Below are 15,840 nucleotides of genomic sequence, written 5' to 3' on the forward strand. Positions count from 1 at the left end.
ATGGTGAGGAGCATCGCGTAGGCGATGCGTCTCGAACCATAGGGCGGTCCCATTCCTCATTTCTTCTCGAACGGCCAGGGCTTGCTCTCGCCGACCTGTCCGCGATGCATCAGATAGTGATCGGCGATCACGCACGCCACCATGGCTTCGCCGATCGGCACCGCGCGGATGCCGACGCAGGGGTCGTGGCGGCCCTTGGTGAATAACTCGGTGTTGGCGCCGTAGCGATCGACCGTCTTGCGCGGCGTCAGGATCGACGAGGTCGGCTTGACCGCGAAGCGCGCGACGATCGCCTGCCCGCTCGATATGCCGCCGAGGATGCCGCCGGCATGGTTCGACAGGAACAGCGGCTTGCCGTCGTTGCCCATGCGCATCTCGTCGGCATTGTCCTCGCCCGACAATTCCGCCGCGGCAAAGCCGTCGCCGATCTCGACGCCCTTGACGGCGTTGATGCCCATCAGCGCGCCGGCAATGTCGCCATCGAGCTTGGCGTAGACCGGCGCGCCTAGCCCCGCCGGCACGCCTTCGGCGACGACTTCGATCACCGCGCCGATCGACGAGCCGGACTTGCGCACGCCATCGAGATACTCTTCGTAAAACTTCGCCTGCACCGGGTCGGGGCAGAAGAACGGATTGTTGTCGACCTCGGCCCAGTCCCAGCGCGAACGATCGATCTTGTGCGGGCCCATCTGCACCAGCGCGCCGCGCACCAACAGATCTGGCACGACCTTGCGCGCGATCGCACCAGCCGCGACCCGCGCCGCGGTCTCACGCGCCGACGAGCGGCCGCCGCCGCGGTAGTCGTTGATGCCGTACTTCACATCATAGGTGAAGCCGGCATGACCAGGACGATACTTGTCCTTGATCTCGGAATAGTCCTTCGAGCGCTGATCGACATTCTCGATCATGAGCATGATCGGCGTGCCGGTCGTCACCTGCTGTCCGGTCGGCTCGTCGGTGAAGACGCCGGACAGGATCTTCACGGCGTCCGGTTCCTGACGCTGCGTGGTGAAGCGCGACTGGCCCGGGCGACGCTTGTCGAGGAAGGCCTGGATCTCCTCGGCCGTGATCGGGATGCGCGGCGGGCAGCCATCGACCACGCAACCGATCGCCGCTCCGTGGCTTTCGCCGAAGCTGGTGAACCGAAACAGATGGCCGAAGGTGTTGAAGGACATGGGCTTTCGAATAACCGGGAGTGCCGCCGTTATCGAAGTTAGGTAGCCCGAGCCCTACCCGCCGTCAAATTGCTCCAGGGTCAGGCGTAACGCGCCAGTTCGCTGCCGCGAAACACGTAGACTTCACCCTGGACGATATCGACCAGCGGCGCCACCGCCGGCTTGGCCACGCCGAGGCAGGTCATCAGGCCGCGGCAGGTGCCGCCATGCGCCGTCGCCACGACGTCACCGGTCAGCCCGTCGTACCAGCGCTTCATCCGCGCCTCGACCATCCGGTAGCTCTCGCCATTCGGCGGCACGAAGTGATACTTGTCGTGTTCGCGCTGCGCGATGCGGACCGGATCGTTCTGGTGCAGAAGCGCGATGGTCGATCCCTCCCAGTCGCCGAAGGACAGCTCGATCAACTGCGCGTCGCGCCGGAAGCCGTCGCGCGGCAGGCCGAGACCCTCGCGCACCAGCTCCATCGTTTCGCTGGCGCGCACCAAGGGACTCGAAACGTAATCGATGGAAGACGGATCGCGGCCTTCCTTGACGAACAGGTCGCGCAGCACCTGGCCGCAGTGCCGCGCCTGCCGGCGGCCGTTGTCGTTGAGCGGAATGTCGCGATGGCCCTGCAGCCGGCCGGCCACGTTCCAGTCGGTCTCGCCGTGACGGATGTAATAGACAGTCTTCATTTCAAGCGGCGCATGATCCTGTTCGAAAACCGGTAGCCACTTTTCGGGATCATGCGCCTATTTTACGGGGAAGTCGGGCGCGTCCGGATGCTTGATGCCGACGACGTGATAGCCGGCATCGACGTGCTGGATTTCGCCGGTGACGCCGCTCGACAGGTCGGACAGGAAGAACACGCCGGCCTTGCCGACATCCTCCAGCGTGACGTTGCGGCGCAGCGGCGTGTTGTACTCGTTCCACTTCAGGATGTAGCGGAAGTCGCCGATGCCGGACGCCGCCAGCGTCTTGATCGGGCCCGCCGAGATGGCGTTGACGCGGATGTTCTTCACGCCGAGATCGGCCGCCATGTAGCGTACCGAGGATTCCAGCGCCGCCTTGGCCAGACCCATGACGTTGTAATGCGGCATCCACTTCTCGGCGCCGTAATAGGTCAGCGTCAGCATCGAGCCGCCATTCTTCATCAGCTTCTCGGCGCGCTGCGCGATGGCGGTGAAGGAATAGCAGGAGACCAGCATGGTCTTGGTGAAGTTGTCTTCGGTCGTATCGACGTATCGGCCGTCGAGCTGGTCCTTGTCGGAATAGGCGATGGCGTGCAGGACGAAATCGAGCGAGCCCCAGGCCTGCTCGACCTGGGCGAAGACGGCGTCCAGGGAGGCGGGATCGGTGACGTCGCAGTGGCCGACGACCAGGCCATCGACCTCCTCGGCGAGGGGCTCGACGCGCTTCTTCAGGGCATCGCCCTGATAGGTAAAGGCGAGATCGGCGCCGTGGTCGCGACAGGCCCGGGCGATGCCCCAGGCGATCGAGCGGTTGTTCGCCACTCCCATGATCAGCCCGCGTTTGCCACGCATCAGGCCAGAGACTTCAGCCATTTCCGTCCTCACTTGCCCGGCAACCGCCGGAAGCCCCCGTATGGCATAGGGTTCTAGGTCCATCAAGCAAACCGGGGCGCCGCAGGGCCCATGGTGTGAATTCAATTCAGCTCATGGAATATGTCTGATCTTGCGGGGTTTTTTGTCACAATGGGCGCGACTCACAGGGCGGCGACCGCAGGAGACCATGGTGCCGACGTTCCGGCAGGAGGTTGAGACAACTATTCCGGCGCTGCGCCGTTTCGCGCGGGCGCTGACTCGCGACGCCGAGACGGCGGACGACCTGGTCCAGGACACGCTGGTGCGGGCGCTCCGCTCGGAACACCTGTTCCACGGCGGCGACCTGCGAACCTGGATGTACACGATCCTGGCCAACCTGAACCGCAACCGCCTGCGCTCGCTGGCGCGGCGGCCGGTGCTGGTCCCGATTGACGAAAACGATGCCGCCGCGCTTGGCGGATCGGACAATGGCGGCCGCGACATCGAACGGGGCCTGGCGACCCTGGTCGACGAGCAACGCGATGCCCTGCTCCTCGTCGCGCTCGAAGGGCTGAGCTATCGCGAGGTCGCGGAAATTCAGGGCGTACCGATCGGCACCGTGATGTCGCGCCTCGCCCGTGCACGCCATCAACTCAAGACTTTTCTCGAAGGCGGGCGCCCGGCGCTGCGCCGCGTGAAATAGGAAGACGAAGCGATGACCGAACGTGACAGACCCGTGACCGAGGATGAATTGCACGCCTATGTCGACGGCGAATTGCCGGACGACCGCAAGGATGCGATGGCCGCTTGGCTGGAAACTCACCCGGACGACGCCGGCATGGTCGCTGCCTGGCGCGCGCAGGCCGACAGCATCCGGAGCCGCTATGGCGCGGTAGCGCATGAGCCGGTGCCCGAACGCCTGCAGATCGACCGCATCATCGCGGACGCCCAGCCGCGCGGCCGGCGATTCATGGCGATGGCGGCGGCGGCGGTTTTTGTTGCCTTCGTGGCCGGTGGCGGCGCTGGCTGGATCGCCCATGGCGCTACTGTGACGAAGCCGTCCGGCTTTGACGCCATCACGGCCGATGCGCTCGACGCCTATCGGCTGTACGTGGTCGAGGTCCGCCATCCGGTCGAAGTGCCGGGCTCGGAGCAGGCGCATCTGCGGCAGTGGCTGTCGAAGCGCGTCGGCTACGAACTGAGCATTCCCGATCTGTCGGCGCTCGGCCTCAAGCTGGTCGGCGGCCGGCTATTGCCCGGGCCCACCGGCGATGCGGCCGCGTTCTACATGTACGAAGGAACGTCCGGCGAGCGTTACACGATCTACTGCGCCAAGGCGACGCAGACGCAAACAGCGTTGCGCTTCAAGGGCGGTGAGCGCGATGCGGCGATCGCCTGGGTCGATAACAAGGTCGGCTATGTTGTCAGCGGCCCGTCCGACCGCGACAAGCTCGAGACCGTGGCGAAAAATGTCTACGATCAGGTGGACAAAGGTACGGCGAAGAAGGGCTAGCTATAAATCCGGGCGGAATGACTAGCCCAAATCTTTCCGCGGATCGTACGGCGTTTCATCGCGCAGCTTCTCGATCTCGTTTTTGAGCTCGTCGCTGATGCTGTCCGGCAGCATCACGCGCACGGTGGCGAGCAGGTCACCATGGGTCTTGCTGCCCTTGGCTTTGAGACCTTTGCCCTTGAGACGAAAAGTGCGGCCCGAATTCGTACCCGCGGGGATCGCCAGTTCGACCGCGCCATCGAGCGTCGGCACGCGAACCTTGCCGCCAAGCACCGCCTCATAAAGCGTGATCGGCAGTTCAAGGCGCAGGTCATCGCCGTCGGTTTTGAACAGTGGGTGCGCGGCAATGTTGATGGTGATGATGGCGTCGCCGTTGCGGCCAAGGGGCCCCGCATAGCCCTGCCCCTTCAGCCTGATCTGCTGACCGCTGGCAATGCCGGCGGGAATCTTGACCTCGACCTCTTTGCCGGTCGGCAGGCTGACACGCCTCGTCGCGCCCTTGGCGGCGTCGGCGAGCGAAATGGTGAGCGAGGCCGCCAGATCCTGTCCGGTCGCCTGTGAGCCGAAATCCTCCGGCTCGAACTCCGCTGAATGGCCACGGCCGCCGGCGCCCGGCTGTGCCCGCCCGCCGAACATGCCGCGCAGCAGATCCTCGAAGCCAGAACCGCCAGAACCGCCCGCGCGGCGCTGAAAGCCGTCGGGCCCGAACGAGAAACTTTCAAAGCCGCCGCCCTGCCCGAAGCCGCCCGCGCCTGGGTGAAAACCACCACCCGGCTGCCCGGAGAACCCCTGAAAGCGCGGCTTGCCTTCGGCGTCGATCTCGCCGCGGTCGAACGCCTTGCGCTTCTCGTCGTCGCCGACGATCTCGTAGGCCGCATTCAACTCGGCAAAGCGCGAGGCCGCCTTGGCGTCGTCCTTGTTGGCGTCGGGATGGTGCTTTTTCGCAAGCTTGCGGAATGCGGATTTGATCTCCGCCTCGCTCGCAGACTTGGACACCCCCAGAACGGTGTAGGGGTCACGCATCCTTGCTAACTCCGTAAAACCTTGGAATTGCCCCTGTCCGGCAGCCGATTGCCGCCGAATCGATCTTTAATGTGGGGTTCCGAGACCGTGGATTCAACGGAGTTACCGGCAATCTCGGGCGGCAATCCGCCACTACGACTGCTTCCAGGGCTTCATCGACCGAACTTCCCAGCCGCCGGCGCGCGGCTTGCAGGCGGCCCCTTGGAGCCAGGCCTCGGAACTGCCGTTGACGTAGCTCGCCAGGAAGTCGTGGCAGGTCTGATCACCGTCGGCATAGGCCTGCGAGATCGGGGTTACCGTACCGCGCGCGCCGGTCGCCGGGTTTTCCCAGGGCAGGCTCGAGTCCTTGCTACCGCGCGCCAGCACCTCTTTGACCGCGGCGCGGGCGAAAGCCAGATCGCCGGCTGGCGGCAGTTGATCGCCACCCTTCGCCCCGGGCGGTGGCGTGATCGAGCCGGTCTGATCGTTGGAACCGAACATCGAGTCGAACTGCGACGACAGGCTGCAGCCGCCGGCACCCAGCGCCAGGACCAGCGCGGATACCGCGACGAGCGGACGCCATAGGCGCGCGGCCGTGGTTCCCCTATATAAGGCACCACAGCCCGCAAGGGCCTTTCCGCTGGCCAGATGACGGGCCTGCCGACCGGTCACGTGAGACTCCCCGATGTCCGACACGACGCCAATTGAGCGCACAGTAAAGTTAATGAGTGGTGATTTTACGGAAGCCGACCAGCCGATGCGACTTTTCTCCGCCTGGCTCGAGGACGCAACGAAATCGGAACCGCGCGATCCCACGGCCATGACGCTGGCCACCGTCGATGCGGACGGCATGCCGGACGCGCGCATGGTGCTGCTCAAGAGCGCCGACGAGCACGGCTTCGTCTTCTTCACGAATACCGAGAGCCAGAAGGGTCAGGAACTCGCCGGCAGTCCGAAGGCAGCATTGGTCTTCCACTGGAAGTCGCTCAACCGGCAGATCCGTGTTCGGGGCGTCGTCGAGCGCGTGACCGACGCCGAGGCTGACGCCTATTTCGCCACGCGGCCGAAACAGGCGCAGATCGGCGCCTGGGCCTCGCAGCAGTCGCGGCCACTCGAGAGCCGCCTCGCCTTCGAGAAAGCTGTCGCGATCAATGCCGCAAAGTACGCGCTCGGCAATGTGCCGCGCCCGCCCTACTGGTCCGGATACCGCATCATACCGTCGTCGATCGAGTTCTGGCACGATCGCCCGTTCCGCCTGCACGACCGCATCGTGTTCAAGCGCGAGAATCCGGGCGCGGGCTGGAGCAAGACGCGGCTCTATCCGTGATACGATGCGCCAGCCAACGACTTTCGATCCATTGCCCTGAGGCGCTCGTCTAACGGACGGCCCTCGAAGGGCGACGGACCCTGAAGATTAGATCATTGGCCCTTCATTCCTTCGAGGCGCGCGCTCTTGGCGCCCGTAACTCAGGATGGCGAGCCCGGAGACTGAACGAATGCCCAACAGCCAAACCAATCAGCCGCGCCGCACTTTGCTCCTTACCGGCGCCAGCCGCGGCATCGGCCATGCCACGGTGAAACGATTTTCCGCCGCCGGCTGGCGCGTCATCACCTGCTCGCGGCATCCGTTCCCGGAAAATTGCCCGTGGGACGCCGGCCCCGAAGATCACATCCAGGTCGATCTCGCCAACGAGGAAAACACCTTCGATGCCATCGAGGAGATCAAGCGCCGACTCGAAGGCCACGAGTTGCATGCGCTGGTCAACAACGCAGCGATCTCGCCGAAAGCCGAGGCCGGCAAACGCCTCGGCTCACTCGACACAACGCTCGATGTCTGGAAGCAGGTATTCCGCGTCAACTTTTTCGCGCCGATCATGCTCGCGCGCGGTCTGGTCAACGAGCTCAAGGAAGCGAAGGGCTCGGTCGTGAACGTGACGTCGATTGCGGGTTCGCGGGTGCATCCGTTTGCCGGCGCTGCCTACGCCACCTCGAAAGCGGCGCTGGCATCGTTGACGCGGGAAATGGCGTCCGACTTCGGCCGCCTTGGCATTCGGGTCAACGCGATCGCACCGGGCGAAATCGATACGGCGATTCTGTCGCCGGGCACCGACAAGATCGTCGAGCAGATCCCGATGCAGCGGCTCGGCACGCCCGACGAAGTGGCGAAGATCATTTATGTGCTGTGCACCGAGACCAGTTCTTACGTCAACGGCGCCGAGATTCACATCAATGGCGGCCAGCACGTCTAGACAAAGACGTGCTTAAAGCGACCGGCCTCGATGGAGGCAAAGCCGCGCTATTTGAATAAAGATGTCTCTTTGCGCATCGTCGGCGCGTCGAACGGGCCGGGATGGCTGCCGCCCGGTCCGCTGCGCGGCCCGACGAACTTCAACTCGTGCGTTTCGCCGCACGGGCACTTGAACTGCAACGGCGCCCGAAGCGGATTGATCATGTCCTCGTAGGCAATGCGGCTGATGACCGTGATGCCGGTGTCGGGACAGGTGATGACGATACGCGGCTTCCTGTTTTGCATGCGCAGAGAACGTCGCCGCCCGGCTTCGGGTTCCGGGCCGGAAACCGAAAATCCCCAGGTGAAGCGTCGGGACGCCAACAGCCAGTCGTTTGAGTTGGAAAATGCCACCGTTCCGGACAGGCCGGCCACTGCCTTGTCGCAGCCGATTCGATATTGGATTGCCCTTGGCGCTCCCGCACCACCGCCTAGAGCCACTTCTTCCATTTGAAGAACAGGATCGGCCCGATCGCCGCCGCCAGCATGAGGACCAGCGCGAGCGGATAGCCGAAGTCAAAATCGAGCTCCGGCATGTGCTTGAAATTCATCCCGTAGATCGAGGCCACCAAGGTCGGCGGCATGAAGATCACCGCCGCGATCGAGAAGATCTTGATGATGTCGTTCTGCTGGATCGAGACGATGCCGAGCAGCGCGTCGAGCAGGAAGGTGATCTTGCCGGCCAGATACGTGGCGTGATCGGACAGCGAAATGACGTCGCGCTGCATCGACGTCAGTTGCAGCTTCGAATCCTTCGGCCACTTCATCGCCTCGGCTTCGTTGGCGAGGAACGACAAAAGGCGGCCGACCGAGACCTGCGATTCACGCACTTTCGAGGTGAGGTCGCCCTTGCGGCCGAGCGTCTTCATGACGTCGTTGTAGGACGGCGGCCCGGCGCCCTCTTCGGGCTCAAAGATCATGTGCGAGACGCCATCGACCTCGGCGGCGATGCGCTCGAGAATATCGGCGGAACGGTCGACGACGGCGTCGAGCAGGTCCATCAGCACGATGTCACCCGTCACCTTCGGTCCGCAGAAACGGCCGAGCTTGTTTTCGACGATGGCGAAAGGCCGCGGCGCATCGTAGCGCACGGTGCAAAGGGTGTGGTTCGACAGGATGAAGGTAACCGCGGTGGTCTTCGGCGTCGCCGTATCCGATTGGCACATCAAGGTCGCGGTCATGTAGCGCGCGCCGTTCTCCATGTAGAGACGGCTGGAGACCTCGATCTCCTGCATTTCCTCGCGCGTCGGGACTGCGATGCCGAGGATGTGCTCGACCAGTTTGTCTTCATGAACGGTCGGATTGACCAGATCGATCCAGACCGGAGGTTCGGCCAGTTCGGCGCCGTGTTCGACCTGCACCCGCTCGAGCATGGTGCCACGCTGGACGAAGATCGAGAGCATCCGTCACCTTGCCGCTGACCGCCGCGTCATGCGGCCCTTCGCGCCGCACGCCTTCATGGCCAGATCGCGGCGCCGCGCGCAAGTCGGAAATGACGGCGGCCGCACGCGCGACTATGCCCGCGCACATCGGTCGCGCGCGGCGCTCATGGTCCGTGGCATCGGGAATGACGGCGGCCCTGGCGATCACACGCGGGGCCGCGAACTTATCGAAGCGTCAGCGCACTCAGTCGCTGTCGACGGGGACGTAGCGCTTGGTCTCGGCCGGTTTACGTTCCGGCTTGTGGCGCACGGCACCGGCGACTGCCGAGATGCCGATCTTCCCGTAACGCTCCTTGAGCTGGCTGGACGAGCCCTGCTGCTGTTGCTTCTGCGGCTGCTGGCGGTCCGAACCCTTCGGCGCGGTCATTTTACGTTGGCTCCTTAGTCCCTTTGGACGTTTCCCAAGGCTCTATCTTGGCGGCAACTGGGGCGGAATTACGCAAGCTTCTGTATTTCATCGCGGATTCGGCGCGCAGAATAAACAGTCAGCGCCATCCCTCCAGTATACCAACCGTTATGGTAAACCGGCTGTTAAGACCTTGCCGGCAAAGTTGTTTTTTAGAACGGGCACCTTGGTCCCGCGTCCTGCCCGTCACAAAAGTGAACCGAATGCGGCATTCCTGCAACACGTTCACAAGAAGCCGCGTCTCGATGCTGAAGAAACGTGGCTAATGACGGCCTTCTTCGCTTAATTGCACTGCAGAACAAACAACGGTGGGCGCCGCGTCGGCGACCAGGAAAGAGGACTGAAATGCGCGCTAAGGCATTGATGTTGGCGGTATTTGGCGTCGGATTGATGCTGGGCGGCTGCATGCAGACGACGGTCGAACCGGCTTCGGAAGCGAGCATGACGCCGCGGGACAAGAAGCTGCTGGCGGCGGCGCCGTACGAAAAAGTAACGATTCCTGAACAGTTTCAGCGCGCTATCGTCGCCTATAACCGTAAGGAACAGCCGGGCACGATCGTCATCGATTCGGATGCCAAGTACCTCTACTACGTCCTCGATGGCGGCAAGGCGATCCGCTACGGCGTGACCGTCGGCGAAGAAGCCCTGGCCTGGTCCGGCGTCGCCAAGGTCGGCCGCAAGGCTGAATGGCCGACCTGGACCCCGACCGCCGAGATCAAGAAGCGCATGGACGTGCCGAACTTCGTATCCGGCGGCCCGCAGAACCCGATGGGCGCCCGCGCGATGTACCTCTACGAGGGTAACAAGGACACGCTGTACCGCATCCACGGCACCAACCAGCCGGAATATATCGGCCAGGCGATCTCCTCGGGCTGCATCCGCATGACCAACGAGGACGTCATCGACCTCTACAACCGGGTCAAGCCGGGCGCGGTGGTCGTGGTGCTGGCGCCGGGCCAGGGCGACTCGCCGTTCGGCTCGTCATCGCCGAAGCTGGCGGCAGCCGGCAGCCTGTTCCGCTAAGACAAGTTATGGGGCTGAGACGGAAACGGCGCCTTCGGGCGCCGTTTTTGTTTCCGCCTCACCCCAGCGTAACGCGCACGATCTCCGGCGGCACGCCGAGGCGCAGCGGCACCATGCTGGTGCCGAGGCCGCCGGACACGATCATGTGGCGGCCCTGCTCGACGATATGGCCGTAGGCGAAGCGCGCGCCGTATTGCGATGGCGCCCAGACCGGCGGCACCAGAGGAAACCGGATCTGGCCGCCGTGGGTGTGCCCGGCAAGCGTCAGCGACACCCGGTCCGGAACCTGGGTGAAAATGTCGGGCTCATGGACGAGCAGGATCACCGGGTCGTCGGTGTCGATCTTGCGCAGCGTTCCTGGCAGATCGTCGACGCCGCGGAACTTGCCGTGGCCGAGCCGATAGGCGATCTGGTCGCCGAGCCCGGCCAGCCAGAACCGCCCGCCGGCCTCGCCGAGCCGCACTGCGTCGTTTTCCATCAGCGGAATGCGCACGTTCTTCAGCGCCGCGCGGGTCGGACCGATGCCGTGCCACCAGTCGTGATTGCCGAGTATCGAATAGACACCGAGCGGCGCCTTCAGGCGCGACAGTTCGTATGACCATTCCTCCGGCGGCACCACTTCGGTGACAAAGCGGTGGGTGGCAAAGTAGTCGCCAAGCAGGACGATCAGATCGCTGGACAAGGTGTTGGCGGCATCGACCACCTGCCGCACCCGCTCGACGCCCATATTCGGCCCGCCGGCGTGGATATCGGCGACCACCGTGATCGTCAGGCGTTGACCGGCCCGCCAGCCCGGCGGCCGCATGGTGTAGTCGGTGATGATCAGGCTGTTGGCGGCTTCCATCGCCGCATAGGCGGTCGTGCCCGGCACGATGATGGCGCCGGCGCCGGCCAGGCCGAGGCCCGTTTTGAGAACCCCGCGCCGCGTGAAGCCGCGCGACTGCGGGACCGGCGGCACGAGGCGGCTTGGCGCATCGATCGTCATCGCATTTCGCTAGCGCAAAAGGTTGAAAGGAAAGTGCACGCGAGCGCGCGCTTTTCGGTGTTTCACCGGCGGCCGGGGTCGCGGTAGCGGCACCTCGACGAGCGCGATCTCGACCCGCGGCGACTTGCTCGGGGCGATGTCGGCGAGAGCGGGCTTGCCGGTCACGTTCTTGCTTTCGGCATTTTCCGGGCCGTCGTCGGCAGGGCCCTCGGGCGGATTGTCGAGCTTGGCCTCGGGCTTGTCGGGCTTCTCGGTGTCGGCTTTGGCAACTTCGGCCGGCTTCGGTGGTGGCGGAGGCTCCAGTACGTTCCAGTGACAGATGCGGTAGCCATTGCGGCGCTCCGCCAGATCCACGTGAATGTGCTCTTCATGGTAGCCATCCGACCCCGGCCCCAGAACCGTGGTGAACCGCGCACAGGCCGAATCGTGCAAGTCGATGCGGATATCCTTGGCGAAGGTCTTGTCGGTGAGCATCGCCACCTTCTTGTCGGTGAAGGTGAGGCTGCGGACATCGACCGCGTTGCCCTTGCCGTGCTCGCTCACCTTGGCGCCGAACACGCGGTTGCGGCCGCGGCAACTGTAATCGTCATAGGTTTCGACGCTGGCCAGCCTCAGCCCGTTTTTCGCGACGCGCGTCGTCACGTCGTCGCGGACCCACAAGGCGAATTGCTCGGCCATCTCACAGCGCAGCAAAGGCGCCGGCTTGATGTCGATGCGCCGGCCTTTGTCGAGCCGCACGGCCTCGAGCTCGACCATGTCGCCGCCGCCACAGATGCCAGGACCGATCAACCGCGGCATGGCGCTCAGTGCTGCGATCTTTTCCAGCCGGGTGCGGCAGGGTGACGGCTCCGCGGTCACCGCCGCGGAATTGAATTCAGCGCCGGCCGCCTCGCGAAATGACAAAGGCTCACGCCAGGGCGCGTGAACCGCTTTCGCCGCCCCGGGCTTGGGGCGCGGCAACGGCGTATCATCCGCCACAGCCGGCGCGAGCGCCGCCACAAGGACGGCCACCGTCACAATGCAAAATCGTACCGCCACCGACATGTGGTTTGGTCTCTGCCATGAATCGGGCAATTGTGCGAGGCACAAAATCCTTGCGCGGACGCGACTTACCGTTTCCACAACGCCAACGGCCCGCTAACCTGATGAACGGCTGGCGAGGGGCCAGCCCAAGAGCCAAAACGCGCCGGCGACGGGAATACCCGCGCCCAAAAAACGGAGAGGGAATTTCATGCTCGGGCTGATGCAGGGCTGGCCGCTTTTGTGCCACCAGGTCATCGATCACGCCGCCACTTTTCATGGCGGCCGCAAGGTCATCACCCGCTCGGTCGAAGGACCGATTGTCGAGACCACTTATTCCGAGGTCCGCGCCCGCTCGCTCAAGGTAGCGCAGCGGCTGGAGAAGGACGGCATCCGGCTCGGTGACCGCGTCGCAACGCTCGCCTGGAACACCTGGCGGCATCTCGAATGTTGGTACGGCATCATGGGGATCGGCGCGATCTATCACACCGTGAACCCGCGCCTGTTTCCCGAGCAGATCGTGTGGATCGTCAATCACGCGGAAGACCGCATGATGTTCGTCGATCTCACTTTCGTGCCGCTGGTCGAGAAGATCGCCGACAAGCTGCCGACCATCGAGCGCTATGTCATTCTGACCGATCGCGCCCACATGCCGCAGACGGCGCTGAAGAACGCGGTCGCCTACGAGGATTGGATTGGCGAGGTGGACGGCGACTTCGCCTGGAAAGCGTTCGACGAAAACACCGCCGCCGGCATGTGCTACACCTCCGGCACCACCGGACACCCGAAGGGCGTGCTGTATTCGCACCGCTCCAATGTGCTGCATGCGATGATCGCGGCGATGCCCGACTCGATGAATGCGTCGAGCCGCGACGTGATCCTCCCCGTGGTGCCGATGTTCCATGCCAATTGCTGGGGCCTCGCGCTCACCGCGCCGATGGTCGGCGCCGCCATGGTGATGCCCGGCGCCAAGATGGACGGCGCCTCGATCTATGAACTGCTCGACACCTACAAGGTCACCTTTACCGCCGCGGTGCCGACGATCTGGTTGATGCTGCTGCAAGATCTTGAGAAGACCGGAGGCAAGTTGCCTCATCTCAATCGCGTCGTGATCGGCGGCTCGGCCTGTCCGCGCGCGATGACCAAGACGTTCCAGGACGTTTACGGCGTCGACGTGATTCACGCCTGGGGCATGACCGAGATGAGCCCGCTCGGCTCGCTCTGCACGCTGAAGCCGGAATACGCGGCGCTTACCGGCGACGCACGCCTCGACGTGCAGATGAAGCAAGGGCACCCGCCCTTCGGCGTCGAAATGAAAATCGCCGACGACGCCGGCAAGGATCTTCCCTGGGACGGCAAGACCTTCGGCCGCCTCAAGGTGCGCGGTCCTGCCGTGTCGAAGGGCTACTACAAGGTCGACGACGACCCGGTGTTCGAGGACAACGGCTGGTTCGATACCGGCGACGTCGCCACCATGGATCCGTATGGCTATATGCAGATCGTCGATCGCAACAAGGACGTCATCAAGTCCGGCGGCGAATGGATTTCGACCATCGACCTGGAGAACCTTGCCGTCGGTCATCCCAAGGTGGCGGAAGCTGCCGCCATTGGCGTCGTACATCCGAAATGGGACGAGCGCCCTCTCCTCGTCGTCGTGCTCAAGAAGGGCGAGACCGCGACCAAGGAAGAGATCCTCGCCTTCATGCAGGGTAAGGTCGCCAAATGGTGGATGCCGGACGACGTGGTGTTCGTCGACGAAATCCCGCACACCGCGACAGGGAAAATCCAGAAGATGACGCTGCGCAAGCAGTTCGAGGGGTATCGTCTGCCGACGGTGCAAGCGGCGGAGTGAGGCGCGGCAAAGATCGGCTTCAGATCCGCGTCAGCGTTGCCTGGTCGGCCTTACCACCGAAGTACTGATCGATCGCGGCCTGGAACGGACTCGGTCCAGGCTGCGCGGCCGCGAACAATGTCATCGACGACCTGAACTTCATGTCGTCCGGGGCGCCGAAAATGTCGGCAACGGAATGCCCGGACACGCCGACCAGCCGCGTGCATTCGATCAGCCGCGGCCCCAGCACCGGATGCGCAAGATAAGCCCGCGCCTCGTCGAGATCGGCGATGGCGTAGTGCTGCGACATCGCGCTGAACCCGAGTCCGGCGATCTGCGGGAAGACGAACCACATCCAGTGGCTGCGTTTGCGGCCCTGCCTCAGTTCGTCGCAGACGCGGTCAATGACAGAATCCTGCGCCTCGACGAAGCGCTCGAGGTCGTCAGCCGGCATTGCGGATCGTCGGCAAGCTCACGCCCCGCCGGGCTGCGAGCTCGCGACCACGGCCGGCAACGGCTCGTCGACGCTGCGGACCACGATGATCTGGTTGAATTTGCCAGCCTCGAAGGCCTGCAGGAACTTGTCGTAATCACGCACCGACAGGCAGCCGTTCGATGCGCCTTCCGCGCCGAGCAAATAGGAATGCGCCAGGATGCCGTCGCGGCCATACATGTTGCCGCTGCCGACGGGCTTCATGCGCAGCGCACGCACGCCGTGAAACGGCTTCTCGCGGAACGAGACGGCATAGATGTTCGGCGGCGTCACGCCGAGATCCTTGCGCGCGACCGACGTCGGATCGTCCATGAACTGGCCGAACCCGGAATGCGCTTCGAGCTTCTCGCCGTCGGGCAAATAAACGGCACGCCGCGTGATGTCATACAAAGCCACATTCGGATTGGCGGCCAGCACCGCCTTGGCGGCGCGGTCCGGATCGCCGAACAGCTTGTCGAGAATGCCGGGCTGCTCGGGCTGCGGCGGCAGCGACGCCACCTGCGGTTCGATCGCCAGCGGCATCGTCCTCGCAACACTCGCGCGCGCGATACCGTCGGGCCGCGGCGGCGGCAAGGGCGCGGCGATGTCGATATCGGGCGAACGCGCGGCATCGGCGGCGGGGAAGTTGGTCGCCACCAGCATCGACAGGGCGAACTTGGGCATCAGAGTACTGGGGGGCGCCAGCTGTGCGTATTCCTCGCGCCACGCCCGGCCGAGATCGAAACCGGCACGGCCTTCGAGCGGGGGAACTTCCGACGCCCGCAACGCCGGCGCAAAGGTCGACCGGCCATGAGGAAGCGACAGCGAGATCGACGCGACCGCGACAGCAGTCACGCCGGCAAGGCTCACGAAAACGCCCGTGACGGTCGCCGCCATCCGCCCGATGACGGACAGACGCAGGGAAGCAACGAGTGCCACTGCTCGTTCGACCTCCACCCTTCTCACATCGGACCTCTGTTCGCCTGCAAACACCGGCCTCGGACCTGGCTATCCTAGCGTGCCGAGGGCGCCTTGGGAATTCCGCCCTGCGGATACCGGATCATATGGCAAACCAAGCCCAAAATGTGGTCGCGCCCGTGCCCCCATGGCGGGGGGCAACCTGAGGGCACGCGCGCAAATTGTGCCGCACCCGCCCAGTCC

The 15,840-nt window shown here is 64.3% G+C and carries 18 protein-coding genes; 6 read left to right on the forward strand and 12 right to left on the reverse strand.

All coding sequences use genetic code 11. The features are described from left to right. Nucleotides 1–56 precede the first annotated feature (56 nt). The 3 genes from aroC to fabI form a co-directional block, all read right to left on the reverse strand. Nucleotides 57–1,175 (reverse strand): chorismate synthase, encoded by a 1,119-nt coding sequence (gene aroC / locus ASD45_RS13550; RefSeq protein WP_056911962.1) that lies wholly within the window; start codon nucleotides 1,173–1,175, stop codon nucleotides 57–59. Nucleotides 1,176–1,255: 80 nt separating this feature from the next. Then, entirely contained in the window at nucleotides 1,256–1,849 is a 594-nt protein-coding gene (locus tag ASD45_RS13555) for a histidine phosphatase family protein (RefSeq protein WP_056911963.1), read from the reverse strand. 57 nt (nucleotides 1,850–1,906) lie between these two features. Continuing rightward, nucleotides 1,907–2,719, reverse strand: a complete 813-nt coding sequence (gene fabI / locus ASD45_RS13560; protein ID WP_056911964.1) for an enoyl-ACP reductase FabI — start codon at nucleotides 2,717–2,719, stop codon at nucleotides 1,907–1,909. A gap of 190 nt (nucleotides 2,720–2,909) precedes the next feature. On the opposite strand from fabI, the gene ASD45_RS13565 reads away from it, so the two are divergent. Both ASD45_RS13565 and ASD45_RS13570 read left to right on the forward strand, forming a co-directional pair. Continuing rightward, the gene (locus ASD45_RS13565; RefSeq protein ID WP_156380945.1) at nucleotides 2,910–3,401 is read left to right on the forward strand and encodes a sigma-70 family RNA polymerase sigma factor; all 492 of its coding nucleotides are present in this window, start codon (nucleotides 2,910–2,912) and stop codon (nucleotides 3,399–3,401) included. Nucleotides 3,402–3,413: 12 nt separating this feature from the next. Then, nucleotides 3,414–4,211 (forward strand): anti-sigma factor, encoded by a 798-nt coding sequence (locus ASD45_RS13570; RefSeq protein ID WP_056911966.1) that lies wholly within the window; start codon nucleotides 3,414–3,416, stop codon nucleotides 4,209–4,211. Nucleotides 4,212–4,232: 21 nt separating this feature from the next. Here ASD45_RS13570 and ASD45_RS13575 read toward each other — a convergent pair whose 3' ends face one another. After that, the gene (locus ASD45_RS13575; RefSeq protein ID WP_056911967.1) at nucleotides 4,233–5,234 is read right to left on the reverse strand and encodes a J domain-containing protein; all 1,002 of its coding nucleotides are present in this window, start codon (nucleotides 5,232–5,234) and stop codon (nucleotides 4,233–4,235) included. Between the two features lie 132 nt (nucleotides 5,235–5,366). Further along, nucleotides 5,367–5,885, reverse strand: coding sequence for an RT0821/Lpp0805 family surface protein (locus ASD45_RS13580; protein ID WP_244485355.1), 519 nt, complete (start codon nucleotides 5,883–5,885; stop codon nucleotides 5,367–5,369). A gap of 13 nt (nucleotides 5,886–5,898) precedes the next feature. Here ASD45_RS13580 and pdxH point away from each other — a divergent pair, with 13 nt between their 5' ends. Both pdxH and ASD45_RS13590 read left to right on the forward strand, forming a co-directional pair. After that, on the forward strand, nucleotides 5,899–6,540 hold the full coding sequence (gene pdxH / locus ASD45_RS13585) for a pyridoxamine 5'-phosphate oxidase (protein WP_056911968.1): 642 nt from the start codon (nucleotides 5,899–5,901) through the stop codon (nucleotides 6,538–6,540). A gap of 169 nt (nucleotides 6,541–6,709) precedes the next feature. Further along, nucleotides 6,710–7,462 carry an SDR family oxidoreductase gene (locus tag ASD45_RS13590; protein WP_082540826.1) on the forward strand — a complete coding sequence of 251 codons (753 nt, stop codon included), beginning with the start codon at nucleotides 6,710–6,712 and terminating at the stop codon, nucleotides 7,460–7,462. 47 nt (nucleotides 7,463–7,509) lie between these two features. Here the strand turns inward: ASD45_RS13590 and ASD45_RS23510 are convergent, their stop codons facing one another. The 3 genes from ASD45_RS23510 to ASD45_RS13605 form a co-directional block, all read right to left on the reverse strand. Beyond that, nucleotides 7,510–7,950 (reverse strand): hypothetical protein, encoded by a 441-nt coding sequence (locus ASD45_RS23510; protein WP_156380845.1) that lies wholly within the window; start codon nucleotides 7,948–7,950, stop codon nucleotides 7,510–7,512. After that, nucleotides 7,932–8,903, reverse strand: coding sequence for a magnesium transporter CorA family protein (locus ASD45_RS13600; protein ID WP_056911971.1), 972 nt, complete (start codon nucleotides 8,901–8,903; stop codon nucleotides 7,932–7,934). Before ASD45_RS13600 ends, ASD45_RS23510 begins: the two co-directional genes overlap by 19 nt. Before the next feature lie 223 nt (nucleotides 8,904–9,126). Continuing rightward, nucleotides 9,127–9,309, reverse strand: a complete 183-nt coding sequence (locus ASD45_RS13605; protein WP_056911972.1) for a hypothetical protein — start codon at nucleotides 9,307–9,309, stop codon at nucleotides 9,127–9,129. Between the two features lie 384 nt (nucleotides 9,310–9,693). Here ASD45_RS13605 and ASD45_RS13610 point away from each other — a divergent pair, with 384 nt between their 5' ends. After that, nucleotides 9,694–10,371: a L,D-transpeptidase gene (locus ASD45_RS13610; RefSeq protein ID WP_056911973.1), complete on the forward strand. Its 678-nt coding sequence runs from the start codon at nucleotides 9,694–9,696 to the stop codon at nucleotides 10,369–10,371. 58 nt (nucleotides 10,372–10,429) lie between these two features. On the opposite strand, the gene ASD45_RS13615 is transcribed toward ASD45_RS13610, so the two are convergent. Both ASD45_RS13615 and ASD45_RS13620 read right to left on the reverse strand, forming a co-directional pair. Continuing rightward, a complete protein-coding gene (locus ASD45_RS13615; protein ID WP_056911974.1) occupies nucleotides 10,430–11,356 on the reverse strand; it encodes a metallophosphoesterase in 927 nt (308 codons plus the stop codon). A 9-nt stretch (nucleotides 11,357–11,365) separates the two neighbouring features. Next, nucleotides 11,366–12,373, reverse strand: a complete 1,008-nt coding sequence (locus ASD45_RS13620; protein ID WP_162249424.1) for an extensin family protein — start codon at nucleotides 12,371–12,373, stop codon at nucleotides 11,366–11,368. 214 nt (nucleotides 12,374–12,587) lie between these two features. On the opposite strand from ASD45_RS13620, the gene ASD45_RS13625 reads away from it, so the two are divergent. Continuing rightward, nucleotides 12,588–14,228 (forward strand): 3-(methylthio)propionyl-CoA ligase, encoded by a 1,641-nt coding sequence (locus ASD45_RS13625; RefSeq protein WP_056911976.1) that lies wholly within the window; start codon nucleotides 12,588–12,590, stop codon nucleotides 14,226–14,228. Between the two features lie 19 nt (nucleotides 14,229–14,247). On the opposite strand, the gene ASD45_RS13630 is transcribed toward ASD45_RS13625, so the two are convergent. Continuing rightward, on the reverse strand, nucleotides 14,248–14,661 hold the full coding sequence (locus tag ASD45_RS13630) for a DUF1810 domain-containing protein (protein ID WP_056911977.1): 414 nt from the start codon (nucleotides 14,659–14,661) through the stop codon (nucleotides 14,248–14,250). Between the two features lie 18 nt (nucleotides 14,662–14,679). After that, nucleotides 14,680–15,618, reverse strand: coding sequence for a DUF2778 domain-containing protein (locus ASD45_RS13635; protein ID WP_156380846.1), 939 nt, complete (start codon nucleotides 15,616–15,618; stop codon nucleotides 14,680–14,682). Nucleotides 15,619–15,840 lie beyond the last annotated feature (222 nt).

The organism is Pseudolabrys sp. Root1462, assembly GCF_001426945.1.
GTDB lineage: Bacteria > Pseudomonadota > Alphaproteobacteria > Rhizobiales > Xanthobacteraceae > Pseudolabrys.